General features: G+C 73.6%; 12 protein-coding genes. 3 read left to right on the forward strand and 9 right to left on the reverse strand.

The features are described from left to right. Position 1: 1 nt before the first annotated feature. The 9 genes from murD to BZB76_RS34220 all read right to left on the reverse strand — a co-directional run bounded on the left by murD (position 2) and on the right by BZB76_RS34220 (position 10,414). The gene (murD, locus tag BZB76_RS14740) at positions 2 to 1,408 is read right to left on the reverse strand and encodes a UDP-N-acetylmuramoyl-L-alanine--D-glutamate ligase (RefSeq protein WP_170180639.1); all 1,407 of its coding nucleotides are present in this window, start codon (positions 1,406 to 1,408) and stop codon (positions 2 to 4) included. Beyond that, positions 1,405 to 2,466, reverse strand: a complete 1,062-nt coding sequence (gene mraY / locus BZB76_RS14745; RefSeq protein ID WP_121434939.1) for a phospho-N-acetylmuramoyl-pentapeptide-transferase — start codon at positions 2,464 to 2,466, stop codon at positions 1,405 to 1,407. The genes murD and mraY overlap by 4 nt, the downstream gene beginning before the upstream one ends. Beyond that, a complete protein-coding gene (locus BZB76_RS14750) occupies positions 2,463 to 3,878 on the reverse strand; it encodes a UDP-N-acetylmuramoyl-tripeptide--D-alanyl-D-alanine ligase (RefSeq protein WP_121434940.1) in 1,416 nt (471 codons plus the stop codon). The genes mraY and BZB76_RS14750 overlap by 4 nt, the downstream gene beginning before the upstream one ends. After that, positions 3,875 to 5,410: a UDP-N-acetylmuramoyl-L-alanyl-D-glutamate--2,6-diaminopimelate ligase gene (locus BZB76_RS14755; protein ID WP_121434941.1), complete on the reverse strand. Its 1,536-nt coding sequence runs from the start codon at positions 5,408 to 5,410 to the stop codon at positions 3,875 to 3,877. The genes BZB76_RS14750 and BZB76_RS14755 overlap by 4 nt, the downstream gene beginning before the upstream one ends. Positions 5,411 to 5,494: 84 nt before the next feature. Then, positions 5,495 to 7,714, reverse strand: coding sequence for a peptidoglycan D,D-transpeptidase FtsI family protein (locus tag BZB76_RS14760; protein WP_246006954.1), 2,220 nt, complete (start codon positions 7,712 to 7,714; stop codon positions 5,495 to 5,497). Beyond that, on the reverse strand, positions 7,711 to 8,400 hold the full coding sequence (ftsL, locus tag BZB76_RS14770) for a cell division protein FtsL (protein WP_121434942.1): 690 nt from the start codon (positions 8,398 to 8,400) through the stop codon (positions 7,711 to 7,713). The genes BZB76_RS14760 and ftsL overlap by 4 nt, the downstream gene beginning before the upstream one ends. Beyond that, positions 8,397 to 9,377, reverse strand: coding sequence for a 16S rRNA (cytosine(1402)-N(4))-methyltransferase RsmH (gene rsmH / locus BZB76_RS14775; RefSeq protein ID WP_121434943.1), 981 nt, complete (start codon positions 9,375 to 9,377; stop codon positions 8,397 to 8,399). Before rsmH ends, ftsL begins: the two co-directional genes overlap by 4 nt. A gap of 248 nt (positions 9,378 to 9,625) precedes the next feature. Further along, on the reverse strand, positions 9,626 to 10,057 hold the full coding sequence (gene mraZ / locus BZB76_RS14780) for a division/cell wall cluster transcriptional repressor MraZ (protein WP_121435487.1): 432 nt from the start codon (positions 10,055 to 10,057) through the stop codon (positions 9,626 to 9,628). A gap of 126 nt (positions 10,058 to 10,183) precedes the next feature. Next, a complete protein-coding gene (locus BZB76_RS34220; RefSeq protein ID WP_147449436.1) occupies positions 10,184 to 10,414 on the reverse strand; it encodes a hypothetical protein in 231 nt (76 codons plus the stop codon). 117 nt (positions 10,415 to 10,531) lie between these two features. Between BZB76_RS34220 and BZB76_RS14785 the strand changes: the two genes are divergently transcribed. From BZB76_RS14785 to BZB76_RS14795, 3 genes are read left to right on the forward strand one after another with little or no spacing between them, the layout of a single operon-like run. Further along, positions 10,532 to 11,548 (forward strand): AAA family ATPase, encoded by a 1,017-nt coding sequence (locus BZB76_RS14785; RefSeq protein WP_121435488.1) that lies wholly within the window; start codon positions 10,532 to 10,534, stop codon positions 11,546 to 11,548. A gap of 3 nt (positions 11,549 to 11,551) precedes the next feature. After that, complete coding sequence (locus BZB76_RS14790) at positions 11,552 to 12,865, forward strand: DUF58 domain-containing protein (RefSeq protein WP_121434944.1); 1,314 nt, start codon at positions 11,552 to 11,554, stop codon at positions 12,863 to 12,865. Continuing rightward, positions 12,862 to 15,372, forward strand: a complete 2,511-nt coding sequence (locus tag BZB76_RS14795; protein ID WP_246006956.1) for a transglutaminaseTgpA domain-containing protein — start codon at positions 12,862 to 12,864, stop codon at positions 15,370 to 15,372. Before BZB76_RS14790 ends, BZB76_RS14795 begins: the two co-directional genes overlap by 4 nt. Positions 15,373 to 15,422: the final 50 nt, after the last annotated feature.

Raw genomic sequence — 15,422 nt, forward strand, 5'->3', positions numbered from 1 at the left:
GCTAGCCGGCGTTTCCGGCGGCGAGGCGCCCGACGGCGGCGATGAAGGCGTTGCCGCGCGCCGGATAGTCGGTGAACATGTCGAAGGAGGCCCCGACGGGCGCGAGCAGCACGGTGTCGCCGGGGCGGGCGAGGGCGGAGGCTTCGTTGACGACGCGGTCCATGGCCCCAGTGTCGGTGTCGGGGACGTCGACGACGGGGACATCCGGCGCGTGTCGCCCGAGTGCCTCGGCGAGCCGGTGCCGGTCGCGTCCCATCAGCACGACGCCGCGCAGCCGCGGCGCGCACGAGCGGACGAGGTCGTCGACGTCCAGGCCCTTGAGGAGGCCGCCCGCGATCCACACGACGGGTTCGTAGGCGGCCAGGGACGCGGCGGCGGCGTGCGGCTGGGTGGCCTTGGAGTCGTTGACGTAGGTGACGCCGTCGACGTCCGCGACGTGCTGGATGCGGTGCGGTTCGGGCACGAACGCGCGCAGCCCCTCGCGGACCGCCTCCGGCGGCACCCCGTACGCGCGGGCGAGGCCCGCGGCGGCGAGCGCGTTGGCGACGTTGTGCGGCGCGAACGGGTGGACGTCGTCGAGCGCCGCGAGTTCGGCGGCCTCGTTCGCCGAGGCCGTGAACGCCCGGTCGACGAGCAGGTCCTCGACGACGCCGAGTTCACCGGGACGCGGCACCGAGAGCGTGAACCCGGCGCGCCGGTCGACGCCCTCGGCGCGTTCGGCGAGGGCCGTGGACGTCGCGTCGTCGGCGTTGTACACGGCGACGCAACCCGGTGCGAAGATCCCGGACTTGGCGGCGACGTAGGCGTCCATGGAGCCGTGCCAGTCGAGGTGGTCGGGCGCGACGTTCAGCACCGTGGACGCGAACGGCCGCAGCGAGCCGGACCAGTGCAGCTGGTAGCTCGACAGCTCGACCGCCAGCACGTCGTAGGGGCCGGTCACCGCCTCCACGATGGGCGTGCCCACGTTCCCGACGGCGAGGGCCTTGTGCCCGGCGGCGGTGAGCATGCACGCCAGCATCCGGACGACGGTGGTCTTGCCGTCCGTCCCGGTGATCGCCAGCCACGGCGCGGCGCCGTCGGCGGGACGCAGCCGCCAGGCCAGCTCCACCTCGCCGATGATCTCGATGCCCTTGGCGGCGGCCGCGGCGAGCAGCGGCACGTCCGGCCGCCAGCCCGGCGAGGTCACCACCAGGTCGGTGCCGTCCGGCAGGGTCTCGCCGTCGCCGAGCCGGACCGTGACCCCGAGGGCCTCCAGCTCGGCGGCGAGCGCCCGCTGGTCCGCGCCGTCGCGGGCGTCCACGGCGGTGACGCGGGCGCCGCGTCCGGCGAGCACACGGGCGGCGGCGCGACCGGACACGCCCAGCCCGGCGACGCACACCGACCGGCCGTCCCAGCGGCGTTCGCTCATTTCTTCGGCATCCATTCCAGATAGAACAGCCCGATGCCGATCGCGACGAACAGCGCGGACATCAGCCAGAACCGCACGACGATCGTGGTCTCGGCCCAGCCGGACAGCTCGAAGTGGTGCTGGAGCGGGGCCATCTTGAACACCCGCTTCTTGGTCATCTTGAACCCGCCCACCTGGATGATCACCGACAGGGTGATCATCACGATCAGCCCGCACAGGATCGCGAGCAGGAACTGGGTACGGGTGAGGATCGCGAGACCGACCAGCACGCCGCCGAGGGCCAGCGAGCCGGTGTCGCCCATGAAGATCTTCGCGGGCGGGGCGTTCCACCACAGGAACCCGAACACGCCGCCGAGCACGGCCGCGGCGACCACCGCGAGGTCGAGGGGGTCGCGGACGCTGTAGCAGTTGGGGGCGAGGGCGAAGTCGGTGCAGCTGTTGCGCAGCTGCCAGTTCCCGATGATGACGTAGGCGGCCAGGACCATGCCGGCGGGGCCCGCCGCGAGGCCGTCGAGCCCGTCGGTCAGGTTCACGCCGTTGGACATGGCGGCGATGAGCAGCAGCGCCCACACCACGAACAGGTAGGGGCCGATCGAGGGGCCGAAGTCACGGAGGAAGGACAGGTGGGGGTCGGCGGGGGTGATGTCGTAGCCGTTGGGGAAGTTGAGGGACGCGACCGCGAACACCACCCCGACCAGGATGATGCCGATCATCTTGGCGCCGCTGCGCAGGCCGAGGCTGCGCTGCTTGAACACCTTGATGTAGTCGTCCACGAACCCGACGAGTCCGAGGCCGGTCATCAGGAACAGCACCAGGACGCCGGAGATCGTCGGTTCGGTCCCGGTGACCAGGTGCGCGGCCGCGTAGCCGACGAGCGAGCCGACGATGAAGACCGTCCCGCCCATCGTCGGCGTGCCGCGCTTGGTGAGGTGCGCCTCGGGGCCCTCGTCCCGGATCATCTGGCCGTAGCCGAGCCGGTTCACGATCCGGATCCACACCGGGGTGCCGACCATCACGAAGATCAACGCGACCCCGGCCGCGAGGATGATGTTGGTCATCGGGCGTCCTCCGCGAGGATCGCCGCGGCGACCCGTTCCAGCCCGGCCACGCGGGAGGCCTTCACCAGCACCACATCGCGCGGCGCGAGCCGCTCGCCGATCGCGGTCACCGCCGCGCCGACGTCATCCACCTGCACGCACTCTCCCGTCCATGACCTCACCCGCCGTGCCCCGTCCGCCGTCGCCGCCGCGTTCGCGCCGACGACGACGAGGCCGGCGATCCCGCTCCGCGCGGCATGCTCCCCGATCCTGGCATGTTCCGCCGCGGACGAGTCCCCTAGTTCGGCCATTTCCCCCAAGACCGCGTACGCCCGGCGACGTCGCCCACCGCCCGGTTCGTCGCCGGACAGGTGGACGAGCAGGTCCAGCGCGGCGCGCATCGAGTCGGGGTTGGCGTTGTAGGCGTCGTTCACCACCGTCACGCCGTCGGCCCGCTCGGTGACCTCCATCCGCCACCGGCTCACCGGCGTCGCGGCCGACAGGCCCGCGGCGACGTCGTCCAGCGCCATCCCGGCGGCGCGCGCCGCCGCGGCGGCGGCCAGCGCGTTGAGCACGGCCTGCGCGCCGTGCAGGCGCAGCGTGACCGGCGCGGACCCCTCCGGCGTGACGAGCGTGAACGCGGCCCGGCCCTGCTCGTCGAGGGTCTCCGCCTCGGCGCGGACGGCGGCGTCCGGGGACCGTCCGAACGTCACCACCTCGGCCCGCGTGCGGGACGCCATGGCGGCGACGAGCGGGTCGTCGGCGTTGAGGACGGCGGTCCCGCCCGGCGGCACCGCCTCCACGATCTCGCCCTTGGCGCGGGCGATGTTCTCCCGGCCGCCGAACTCCCCGACGTGCGCGGTGCCGACGTTCAGCACCATCCCGACGTCGGGACGGGCGATGCCGGTCAGGTAGGCGATGTGGCCGATGCCGCGGGCGCCCATCTCCAGGACGAGATGGCGGGTCGAGGCGTCGGCGCGCAGCACGGTGAGCGGCAGCCCGATCTCGTTGTTGAACGAGCCGGGCGGGAAGACGGTCGGTCCGGCGCGGCCCACGACCTGCCCGACGAGGTCCTTGGTGGACGTCTTGCCCGCCGAGCCGGTGACGGCGATGACGGTCACGTCCGGCAGCCGCTCCAGCACTCCCCTGGCGAGCCGTCCGAGCGCCGCCTGGACGTCGTCCACGACCACGAACGGCCCGTCCACGGGCCCCTCCGGCGGACGTTGCGCCAGGACGGCGGCGGCTCCGGCCGCGAGGGCGGCCGGAGCGAAGTCATGCCCGTCCGCGCGTTCGCCCTTCAGCGCCGCGAACAGCGCCCCGGGCTCCACCGCGCGGGAGTCGATGACCACGGGACCGTTCACCATGACGTCCGGAGGCCCGTGGAGGGTGCCTCCCGTGATCTCCGCGATCGTCGACGGCGGAAGTGGGATCACGCCTCAGTCCCGTCCCCTCTTGTCCCTTTTGTTCGCTGCCGGAGCGCCTCCCGGACGACCTCGCGGTCGTCGAACGGGTGGACCACCCCCGCCACGTTCTGGCCCTGCTCATGGCCCTTGCCCGCGATGACGAGCACGTCGCCGCGGCGGGCGCGGTCGACGGCCAGCGCGATCGCGGCGGCCCGGTCGGGTTCCACCACGATGCGCGCCCGTTCACGTCGCGGCACCTTCAGCCCGCCCTCGACCATAGCGGCGAGGATCGCGAGCGGATCTTCCGACCTCGGGTTGTCGTCGGTGAAGTACGCGCGGTCGGCCAGCCGGGCGGCGGCCTCCCCCATCAGCGGTCGTTTGCCGCGGTCGCGGTCGCCGCCGCAGCCGAGCACGATCGTCAACTCGCCCTCGGTGACGGGCCGCAGCGCGTTCAGGACGGCCTCGACCGCGCCGGGCTTGTGGGAGTAGTCGACCAGGGTGACGAACTCCTGGCCCTCGTCCACCCGTTCCAGCCTGCCGGGGACGCCGGGCAGGGACGCGACCCCGCGCACCGCGGACTGCAACGGGATGCCCGCCTCGACCAGCGCCACGATCGCGGCGAGCGCGTTGGCGACGTTGAACGGCCCGGCGAGCCGGACCTCGCCGTCCGCCTCGATGCCGCCGGGCCCGACCACGCGGAACACGCTGCCGTCGGCGCCGACCCGCACGTTCTCGACCCGCCAGTCCGCAGCCGGGTCGCCGGACGCCGAGAACGTCGTCGTCGGCACCGTCGCGATCTCCAGCAGCTCACGGCCGTGGTGGTCGTCCAGGTTGACGACGCCGACCCGCGAGTACTCGGGGGTGAACAGCCGGGCCTTGGTGAGGAAGTAGTCCTGCATGGTCGGGTGGTAGTCCAGGTGGTCCTGGGACAGGTTCGTGAACACCGCGACCTCGTAGGTGACGCCGCCGACCCGGCCCTGCTTCAGCGCGTGGCTCGACACCTCCATCGCGGCGGCGCCGACGCCCCGCTCGCGCATCATCGCCAGCAGCGCGTGCAGGTCGGTCGCCTCCGGCGTGGTCAACGCGCTCGGCACCCGGTCGCCGCCCACGCGGATCTCGACACCGCCGACCAGGCCGGTCTCGATCCCGGCGGCGCGCAGGGCGGCCTCCAGCAGGAACACCGTGGTGGTCTTGCCGCTGGTGCCGGTGACGCCGATCATCGTGATGTCGCGTCCCGGCTCCCCGTACACCCATGACGCGGCGTCGCCGAGCTGCGCCCGGACGTCCGCCACCACCAGCACCGGCAGGCCCGTCGCCGCGGCCCGGTCGTACCCGGCGGTGTCGGTGAGGATCGCCGTGGCGCCCGCCTCCGCGGCCTGCGCGGCGAACTGGGCGCCGTGCGCGCGGGCGCCGGGCAGCGCCGCGTAGACGTCGCCGGGCAGCACCGCCCGCGAGTCGTGCGTGATGCCCGTCGCCGACACCTCGTCCCAGCCGCGGCGCTCGATCCCGAGAAGCGCCGCGAGCCCGCTCAGCGGACGGGCCGGATTGGTCGTGGGACGCATGACGTTTCTTTCACTGCGAACGGAACGGGGCTGCTGGTACAAGGGTCGTGGTGGACTCACAGGCGAGGAGAGTACTCGCTGCGATCAGTCTCGCGCGTGGATCTGGACGGTCGGCGGTCGACTCCCCGTCGGCGGGATCTTCTGGGACCGCAGGGCGAAGCCCATCACGTCCCGGAAGACCGGGGCCGCCGCATCGCCACCATAGTGGCTGCCCCGCTGGGGGTCGCGAAGGACGACCTGGACGACCAACCGCGGATCGTCCGCCGGGGCGAACCCCGCGAACGACGCGATGTAGCCGCCGCCCTTGTAGCAGCCGCAGCGCGGATTGACCATCTGCGCGGTGCCGGTCTTGCCCGCGACCCGGTACCCGGGGATCTGCGCCTTGGGGGCCGTGCCCTCCTCGGTCGTGACGCCCTCCAACATGTCGCTGATCTGCCGGGCCGTCTTCGCGCTGATCACCTGTCTGCGCTCGGGTGCGGGCGCGGGCGTGAACCTGTCGTCCTCGCCGACGGTGCCCGCGACGAGGGTCGGCGCCACGCGGACGCCGCCGTTGGCGATGGTCGCGTAGACGCTCGCCATCTGCACCGCGTTCACCGACAGGGTCTGCCCGAACGCGATCGAGTAGTGGTCGGTGCCCGACCACTGGGACGGCGGTTTCAGCAGCCCGGCGGTCTCGCCGGGCAGCGGCAGCCCGGTCCTGCTGCCGAACCCGAACTCGCGCAGCGTCCCGTAGAGCCGCTGGGACGAGATGGTCTGGCTGGCCAGGATGGTGCCGACGTTGCTGGACGTGGCGAGGACCCCGGCGAAGGTGAGCCGCTCGGTCGGATGGCGGTGGGAGTCGCCGAACACGGTGTCGTACTTCTTGATCCGGTCGGGGACGGTGTAGGGCGTCTGCGGGGTGACGCCGCCGTGCTCCATGACGGCGGCCGCCGTGACGACCTTGCCGGTGCTGCCCGGCTCGTACGCCTCCTGCACCAGGGGGCTGCCCCACAGGCGGCGGTCCGACTCGGCGTAGCGGTTCGGGTCGAACCCGGGCGCCGACGCCATGGCGAGCAGCCTGCCGGTCCGCGGTTCCATGACGATGACGCTGCCGCTCTTCGCCTTCGACGCCCTGACCTGCCTCTCCAGCGCCTGCTGCGCCATGAACTGCAGGTCGCGCTGGAGCGTGAGCCGCAGGTCACGGCCGGGCACGGACGGACGCTTCTGGTCCTTGCCCATGGGGATGTGCTGGCCTTCGGGGCTGATCTCGACCCACTGCCGCCCGTCGCGGCCGGCGAGCACGTCGTTCATCGAGCTCTCCAGGCCGGCGGCGCCGTTCCCCGTGTCGTTCACGAACCCTATGACGCCCGCGGCCAGCGAATCGTTGGGATATTCGCGGCGGTACTCCGGCCATGTCCCGATGCCGAGGAAGTTCCATGAGGCGATCAGCCGGGCCTGGTCGGGCCGGACCCCGTGCGCGAGGTACACGAACCGGGTCCCGGTCTTGCTGATCTTCTGCATCAGCGTCGCGGGGTTCAGGCCGAGCGTCGGAGCCAGCGCGTTGACGATGGGCTGCCGCTTCTCGGGCTTGATCAGGGACGGGTCGGCGTAGATCGCCCGCGCCTCCACGGTCATCGCGAGCGGATGGCCCTGCGCGTCGGTGATGTCGCCGCGGATCGCGGGCAGGTCGATCCGCTGCAGCCGCTGCCGCATCGCCTGCTCGGTGTACTTGCCGGACTCGATCGTCTGGAGCTGGACGAGCCGTCCGGCGAACAGCGACAGCACGAACGCGATGACGAGGAGCCCGATGTTCAGCCGCTTCAGCGGGTCGCGCCGGTGGAAGGGGGCGCGGGCGCGCGGGCCCCGGCCGGGGGGTCGCCGTCCCGGGCCACCGCCTCCCGGGCCGCGACGTCCGCCCGCGCCGTTCCCGGCCTTGGCGGCGTGGCCACCGCGCGCCGTGCCGTTCGGCCGGCCCTTCCCCATGGCGCCTTTCCCGGACGCGCTCTTCGGGGGCGCGCCGGTCGGAAGCGCGCTCTTCACGGGCGGCTTCTTCTGCTCCCGGGCCGCCTTGCGCGGCGCCTCCCTGGGCTTACGGGACGTCTCCTTGGGCCTGGTCTCCCTGGGTTTGGTCTCCTTGGGCTTGGATTCCTTGGGTTTGCGCGGCGTCCTCGTGGGCGGTGTCTCCTTGGGCGGTGGCGGGACCGTGCCACCGCGCGCGGGACGACGGGCGGCACCGCCCTTGGTGCCCGGCCGTGCCGCGCCGTCCGAGCCGCGTTTCCGACCGGCCGAAGGGCCCGCGGTCCCGCGTCCCGGCCGTTTCGTCACCGCGCGCCCTGACCGGCGGCGGGCGGCATCCCGTCGCCCGGCACCACCGTGCCGGGGACGCCGATCACGCCCGCGGCGCCCGTCGTCGCGATGGCGTCGGTCGGGACGGGACGCAGCGCGCCGCCGCTCGCCTGACCGCTGCCGGAGAAGAACCACCCTCCCCGGGGACTGCGGACCAGCCCGAGCCGCTCGGCCTGCCGCGCCAGGTTCGCCGGCGAGCCGGCGCGGGCGATGGCCTCCTCGTAGTCCTGCCGCTGCTGGTCGAGGCGCTTGTTGCTCTGCTGGAGCTGCGTCAGCGTGAACGCGTCCTTCGCGAGGACGGTGTTGAGCAGCAGCAGGCTGACCAGGGCGCCGCCGAGCAGCCCGACGATGAGCAGCACGAACGGTGTGCGCGGCGGTGTCCGCGCGGGCGCGCGTCGGGCCGTGCTCCGCCCGGTGGCGGCCGTCGCGGCGACCTTGACCGCGCCGGTCTTCGGCACGGCGGTCTTCGCGGCGGTCGTCTTCGGCCCGGTGGTCTTCGGTCCGGTGCTCTTCGGCCCGGTGGTCTTCGGGGCGCCGGTTTTGGGCGCGGCGCTCGCCCTCGTGCTCTTGGCGGGTGTGGGCGCCGCGGGCTTCGCGGGCGTGCGCCGCGCGGGCGGCTTCTTCTTCGGCGCCTTGGCCGGCGGACGCTTCGTCGTCGTGGTCATGTCGCCTCCCGGACCCGCTCGGCGGCGCGCAACCGCACCGATCCGGCCCGTGGGTTGGTCGTGGTCTCCTCGTCGGACGGCAGTTCCGCCCCGCGTGTTAGAAGCCGGAATCTCGGCTCGTGTTCGGGAAGCGGAACGGGTAGCTCCGGCGGAGTCGTGTCGGCCGCCTGGGCGGCGAGGATCCGCTTGGTGATGCGGTCCTCGAGGGAGTGGTAGCCGAGGACGGCGACCCGGCCGCCGACCGGGAGCGCGTCGAGCGCGGCGGGCAGCGCCCGCCGCCAGATGTCGAGCTCGCCGTTCACCTCGATGCGCAGCGCCTGGAAGGTGCGCTTGGCCGGGTTGCCGCCGGTACGGCGGGTCGCGGCCGGAATGGAGGTGCGCACCAGGTCGGCGAGGCGCCGGGTGGAGTCGAGCGGTGCGCGCTCGCGTTCGCGGACGATCGCGGCGGCGATGCGCTGGGCGAACCGTTCCTCGCCGTACTCGCGCAGGATGCGGGCGAGCTCGGCGGGCGGGTAGCCGTTGACGACCTCGGCGGCGGTGAGCCGCTGGGTCCGGTCCATCCGCATGTCGAGCGGCGCGTCATAGGAGTAGGCGAAGCCGCGGTCGGCCTCGTCGAGTTGCGGGGACGAGACGCCGAGGTCGAACAGGACGGCGTCCACCGCGGGAACTCCGAGCCGGTCGAGAACGGCCGGGATCTCGTCGTAGACGGCGTGCTCCAGCGTCACGCGGTCGCCGAACGGGGCGAGCCGTCGCGCGGAGCGTTCGAGTGCGGTGGTGTCGCGGTCGAGGCCGACGAGTCGGAGCCGCGGAACGGTCCCGAGCATCGCCTCGGCGTGACCGCCCATGCCGAGGGTGGCGTCGAGGTACACCGGGTCGCGGCCGGTGACGGCCTCGACGGCGGGGGTGAGGATCTCCAGGACGCGACCGAGCATGACCGGTACGTGACCGGCCGTGGCCGCGTGGTCTCCCACGTCCATGCTCCACCCCCTGTGGTGCCACCTCGCTCGCGGACTGCGTGGCGTCGCCGGGCCGGACGACCGTTCCGAACCCCCCGGCGGCCTCGCCCGGCCAGGTCCCCATCCGCTGCCCTGGAGGAAGCACACCGCGTGGTAGCGCGGGGGGTCGCCGTCTGGCGCCGGGGAAGCTGCGCCAGCTGGCTCGGAGAGCGGCTGGAGACCTGGCCGAACGTGGGCCAAAGCCGGTCATCGGACCGACGAGTCGTATCTCAGAGGATCCCTGGCAACACCTCCTCCGAGATGTCGGAGAACATCTGCTCCTCCTGCTCCAGGTAGTCCTCCCAGGCCTGCGCGTCCCAGATCTCCAGTCGCGTGTTGGCGCCGATGACCGTGCAGTCGCGGGTGAGGCCCGCGTACTTGCGCAGTGGCGGAGGAATCGTGACGCGGCCCTGCTTGTCGGGGACCTCGTCGGAGGCGCTGGCGAAGAAGACCCGGCTGTAGCCGCGAACGGCCTTCTCGGTGACCGGTGCGGCACGCAGGGCCTCGGTAATCCGTTGGAACTCCGCCATAGGGAAGACGTACAGGCAGCGTTCCTGGCCCTTCGTGATCACCAATCCCCCCGACAGCTCCTCGCGATACTTCGCCGGCAGGAACAGTCGTCCCTTGTCGTCGAGACGCGGCGAATGGGTGCCGAGGAACACCGGCCCCACCTCCCGCGCCGCATGGGGCCCGCATGCTCCCCACGGCGCCCCACTGTACTCCACTCTTCCCCACCGTCAACAAGAAAAACACGTTCCAGCGACGGATTCTGCGAGCGAAACCCCAGTTCAGAGGGGGTGGGGCGGAGTGGGGGCGCCGAGCGGCCGCTCCGCGTGCCGCGCCGCCGCGATCATGTCCGGCGGGGTCGTTCCGACCGCGCGTTCGGGCGTGCGGAGCGCGCCGGGGGACGCGTGCCCACGGACGGTGGCGGACGGTGCGAAGGGGCGGCGGGAAATGGTGGAGGGAAATGGTGCGCCGCCCGGGGTTCGGAGCGCGGTCCCGTGAAGCACAATGGGCACGCGTTCACCACGAACATCGCGGCGGACCGCGGGACGACGTACTGTCGTTTGGGCGGACGTAAAGAGCGCCGCACCGAGGAGGGTTTGGTGGCAGTAGGCACGCACGGCGAGTCGTTCATGGAGACCGACCCCCCGGCATCCCACCCGGCCCCGCACGGCGCCACGGGACGCGACGGTGCGGGTCCGGGCCTCGACGGCCTCGCCCAGGTCGCGAACAAGATCCGGGACGCGGTGGAGTCGGTGATCGAGGGCAAGCCCTCGGTGGTGCGGCTGGCCCTGACCGTGCTGCTGGCGGAGGGGCACCTGCTGATCGAGGACGTCCCCGGGGTCGGCAAGACGATGCTCGCCAAGGCGCTCGCGCGTTCGGTCGACTGCTCGGTGCGGCGGGTGCAGTTCACGCCCGACCTGCTGCCCAGCGACATCACCGGGGTCAGCGCCTACAACCAGGAGCTGCGCGAGTTCGAGTTCAAGCCGGGCCCGGTCTTCGCCAACATCGTGGTCGGCGACGAGATCAACAGGGCGTCGCCGAAGACGCAGTCGGCGCTGCTGGAGTGCATGGAGGAGCGCCAGGTCACGGTGGACGGCACCACCTACACCCTGGAACCGCCGTTCATGGTGATCTCCACGCAGAACCCGGTGGAGATGGAGGGCACCTATCCGCTGCCGGAGGCGCAGCGCGACCGGTTCACCGCCCGCATCTCGATGGGCTACCCCGACCCCGCCGCCGAGCTGGAGATGCTGGAGACGCACGGCCAGGCGTCCCCGCTCGACCTGCTCACCCCGGTCGCGCACGCCGCCGACGTCCGCGACCTCATCGAGGTGGTGCGCCGCCAGCACGTCTCGCCGGCGGTGCGGCAGTACGCGATCGACCTGGTCTCGGCGACCCGCACCCATCCCGAGCTGCGGCTCGGCGCCTCACCGCGGGCGACCCTGCACCTGGTGCGGGCGGCGCGGGCGTACGCGGCGCTCGACGAACGCGACTATGTCGTCCCCGACGACCTCCAGGAACTCGCGGTGCCCGTGCTCGCCCACCGGCTGCTGCCGACCGCGGAGGCGCAGATGGACCGGCGCCGACCCGAGCAGGTCGTCGCCGACCTGGTGGAGCGCCTGCCGGTGCCGTCCCCGGGGAAGTGACCGTTGAGACGTGCGCTGGCCGGCCTGACCACCCGCGGGCGGTCGTTCGTGGCCGCCGGGATGACCGCGATCGTGTGCGCGTTCGTCCTCGGCGAGCGCGACCTGCTGCGCGCCGGGGTCCTCGTGCTGGCGTTGCCGCTGCTGTGCACGCTCGCGGTGTCGCGGACCCGGTACCGGCTGGCGTGCGCGCGGCGGCTCGACCCGCCGCGGCTGCCGGTCGGCCGTGAGGCCCGCGTCGACCTGCGGCTGGAGAACGTGTCGCGGCTGCCCAGCGGGCTGCTGCTGGTGGAGGACCGGGTCCCGTACGCGCTCGGCGGGCGGGCCCGGTTCGTCCTCGACCGGATCGAGGCGCACGGCAAGCGCCATCTCGGGTACCGGATCCGTTCGGACGTGCGAGGCCGGTTCCGCGTGGGGCCGCTGACCGTCCGGCTGGCCGACCCGTTCGGGATGGTGGAGCTGGTCCGCTCGTTCAGCCTGGCCGACACGCTCACGGTGACACCGGCGATCGTCCCGCTGCCCGCCGGGCGGCCGGCCGGCGCGTGGGCGGGCGGCGGCGACAGCGTCGCCCGGGCGGTGTCGGCGGCGGGCGAGGACGACGTGACGCCGCGCGAGTACCGGCACGGCGACGACCTGCGCCGCGTGCACTGGCGGTCCACGGCCCGGCACGGTGAGCTGATGGTGCGGCGCGAGGAGCAGCACCAGCAGAGCAGCGGGACGCTGTTCCTCGACACCCGCCGCGGCGTGCACTGGGGCGACGGTCCCGCGGGCACGTTCGAGCAGGCCGTGTCGGCGACCGCGTCGATCGGGGTGCACCTGGCCCGGTCGGGGATGAACCTGCGGTTCGTCACCGACGGGGGCGAAGCGCTGCCCACGGCACCCGCCGACGGGACGTTCGAGGGGCGGCTGCTCGACGCGCTGGCGGTGGCGCGCGTGTCCACGGCGGTGTCGCTGTCGGCGGGGCTGGCGGCGCTGCGCGGCCGGGCGGGCGCGGCCCGGGAGGGCGACGGGCTGGTCGTGGCGGTGCTCGGCACCCTGTCCGAGGCGGAGGCGCGTTCGCTGGCGACCGCGCGGCGCGGTACCGGGACGTGCGTGGCGGTGCTGGTCGAGGCCCGCGGGCACGGCCGGGGCGCGCCGACGGGCGACGGCGCCGGGAACGGCGCGGGCGCGGGCCCGCGCGCGGGGTCGGCGGCCTCGGCCGCGCGGCTGCTGCGGGCGGGCGGCTGGCGGGTGGTGACCATCCGGTCGACGGCAGAGCTGGCCGGGGTGTGGCGGCAGGCCGGGCAGACCGGCGACGACCTCGTCAGGGGCGGTTCATGAGGACCCGGATGACGATCATGGCGGGCCTGGCGACGCTCGCCGGCTCCATCGGCCTGTACCCGCTGTTCGAGACGGGCGCCTGGTTCACGGCGTGCCTCGGCGCGGTGCTGGCGGTCGCGGGCGCGGGCCTGCTGGCCCGGCGGCTGCGGGTCCCCGCGGTGGTCAACCTGCTGTTCGGGCTGGTCGGGCTGCTGCTGTACCTGAACCTCGTGTACGCGGGCGAGTCCTCGTGGCTGCTGATCCCGTCGCCGGAGTCGCTGCGGGACCTCGACGAGCTGGCCGGGAACGGCTGGCAGGCGGCCAACCGGTACGCGGCGCCCGTCCCGGTCCTGCCGGGGATCGAGCTGATGACCGCCGCCGGTGTCGGGCTGGTCGCCGTCCTGGTCGACCTGCTGGCGGTGCGGCTGCGTCGCGCCGCGCCGGCGGGGCTGCCGTTGCTCGCCATGTACAGCGTGCCCGCCGCGGTCCGCGACGACGGCATCAGCTGGCTGGCGTTCGGGGTCGGCGCGCTCGGCTTCCTCGCCCTGCTGATGGCGGACGCCCGTGACCAGGTCGGCGGGTGGGGACGGATGGTCACCGCGCATCGGCAGCGGGACGTGCCGCTGGCGGGATCCGAACCCGCGCCGGCGGAGCCCACCCGGCTCGACGTGGCGGCGCTGGCGGCGTCCGGCCGCCGGATCGCGGTCGGCGCGGTCGCCGTGGCGGTGATGGTCCCGGCGGCCGTTCCGGGACTGCAGCCGCGCGGCCTGTTCGGCATCGGCGGGCCCGGCGACGGCGGCACGCAGACCGTCACCACGCCCGATCCGCTGGTCAGCCTGAAGCGGGAGCTGACCCGGCTGGACGACTCCATCGTCCTCACCTACCGGACGAACGACTCCGTGTCGCCCGACTACCTGCGGCTGTACGCCCTCGACAAGTTCGAGGGAGACCGGTGGACCTACACCGACCTGGACAGCCACCCCAAGGACCGTCTCAGCGAGCGCGACATCCCGCCGCCACCGGGGCTGTCGCTCGCGTCCGCCCGCGAGGTGACGACCCGGATCCAGGTGCGGCCCGAGGTCAGGGAAATGACGTTCCTGCCGGCTCCGTACGCGCCGTCCGAGGTGTCGATCAGCGGTGACTGGCGGGTCGACGAACGGTCGTTGATGATCTACTCCCTGCGCGACTCGGCGGGCGGCCGTTCCTACACCGTCACCAGCAGGCGCGCGGAGCCGACGGCCGCCCAACTCGCCGCCGCCACGACCTATCCGAACGAGATCGTGACACGCTACACGCAGGTGCCGAAGAACGTCCCGCAGGAGGTCAGGGCGCTCGCGCGGCAGGTCACGGCCGGGTCGACGACGGCGCTGTCGCAGGCCGTGCGGTTGCAGCGCTGGTTCACGTTGGACGGCGGGTTCACCTATGACCTGTCCGCGCCGGCGCCGAAGCACGGCAGCGACCTGGCCGACTTCCTGCTGAGCAGCAAGCGCGGGTACTGCGAGCAGTACGCCGCCTCGATGGCGTTGATGGCCCGGATGCTCGGCATCCCGTCCCGGGTGGCGATGGGGTACACGTCGGGCAGCCAGGTCAGGCCCGGCGAGTGGGTGGTCCGGTCACGGGACGCGCACGCCTGGCCGGAGCTGTACTTCGACGGCACCGGGTGGGTGCGTTTCGAGCCGACGCCGTCGGGCGTGGGCGGGCAGGGCACCGCCGACACCCCCGACTACAGCCTTCCCGCGACCACCGGTGGGGGTGCCGACGGGAACGAGGAGGCGCCCGCGCCGGACGCCGAGTCACCCACCGACGACCGTTCCGCGTCGCCGGAGGCGTCCGCGCCCCACCGCAACGACCCGGACGCGGAGAGCGGCTCCGCGGCGGGGGACGACGAGGACGGCGGGTTCTCGGCGGCGCCCTGGCTGGCGGGCGGGACGCTGGTCCTGCTGCTGGTGGCCGCGCCGATGGTGCTGCGGGCGGTCACCCGGCGGCGACGCTGGGCGGGCCTGACGAAACCGTCCGCGGCGTCGTCCGGAGCGCGACCCGGCGGCCGGCCCGGACCGCGCGGGACGGCGAACGGCGGCGCAGCCCAGCGACTTCCACCGGACCCGGCGGGCGCGGCGCACGCCGCATGGCGGGAGATGCGCGCCGACGCGCTCGACCACGGCCTCGAATGGCGCGCCAGCGACTCGCCGCGCGCCACCGCCCGGCGCCTTGGGGAGTCGCTGGACGCGGAGGGCGCGCGGGCCCTCGACCGCATCGCCCGCGCCGAGGAACTGGCCCGCTACTCCCTGTCCCGCTCCCCCGAACCGCCGGAGCGGCTGCGCGCCGACGTGCGGACCGTCCGGGAGGCGTTCGCCTCGTCCGTGGGCGTGCGGGCCCGGTGGCGTGCCCGCCTGCTGCCGCCGTCCACGATCGAGCAGACCCGGGCCACATTCCAGGCGGCGGGGAACCGGGCTTTGGACGCGCGGACACGCCTGGACGACGCGGTGGCGCGGCTGCGGGATCTACCCGCCCGCCTCCGCCGCGGGTGAACCCACGGCGGAACCCACGGCGTCAGGCGACGGCACGGCCCGTACGGACG

Origin of the sequence: Actinomadura pelletieri DSM 43383, from assembly GCF_003634705.1 — a bacterium.
Lineage (GTDB): Bacteria > Actinomycetota > Actinomycetes > Streptosporangiales > Streptosporangiaceae > Spirillospora > Spirillospora pelletieri.

Coding starts and splice junctions, on each gene's coding strand:
- murD (WP_170180639.1), bottom strand. CDS start 1,408: ATGAGCGAACGCCGCTGGGACGGCCGGTCGGTGTGCGTCGCCGGGCTG.
- mraY (WP_121434939.1), bottom strand. CDS start 2,466: ATGACCAACATCATCCTCGCGGCCGGGGTCGCGTTGATCTTCGTGATG.
- BZB76_RS14755 (WP_121434941.1), bottom strand. CDS start 5,410: ATGCGTCCCACGACCAATCCGGCCCGTCCGCTGAGCGGGCTCGCGGCG.
- ftsL (WP_121434942.1), bottom strand. CDS start 8,400: ATGACCACGACGACGAAGCGTCCGCCGGCCAAGGCGCCGAAGAAGAAG.
- rsmH (WP_121434943.1), bottom strand. CDS start 9,377: ATGGACGTGGGAGACCACGCGGCCACGGCCGGTCACGTACCGGTCATG.
- BZB76_RS14785 (WP_121435488.1), top strand. CDS start 10,532: ATGGAGACCGACCCCCCGGCATCCCACCCGGCCCCGCACGGCGCCACG.
- BZB76_RS14795 (WP_246006956.1), top strand. CDS start 12,862: ATGAGGACCCGGATGACGATCATGGCGGGCCTGGCGACGCTCGCCGGC.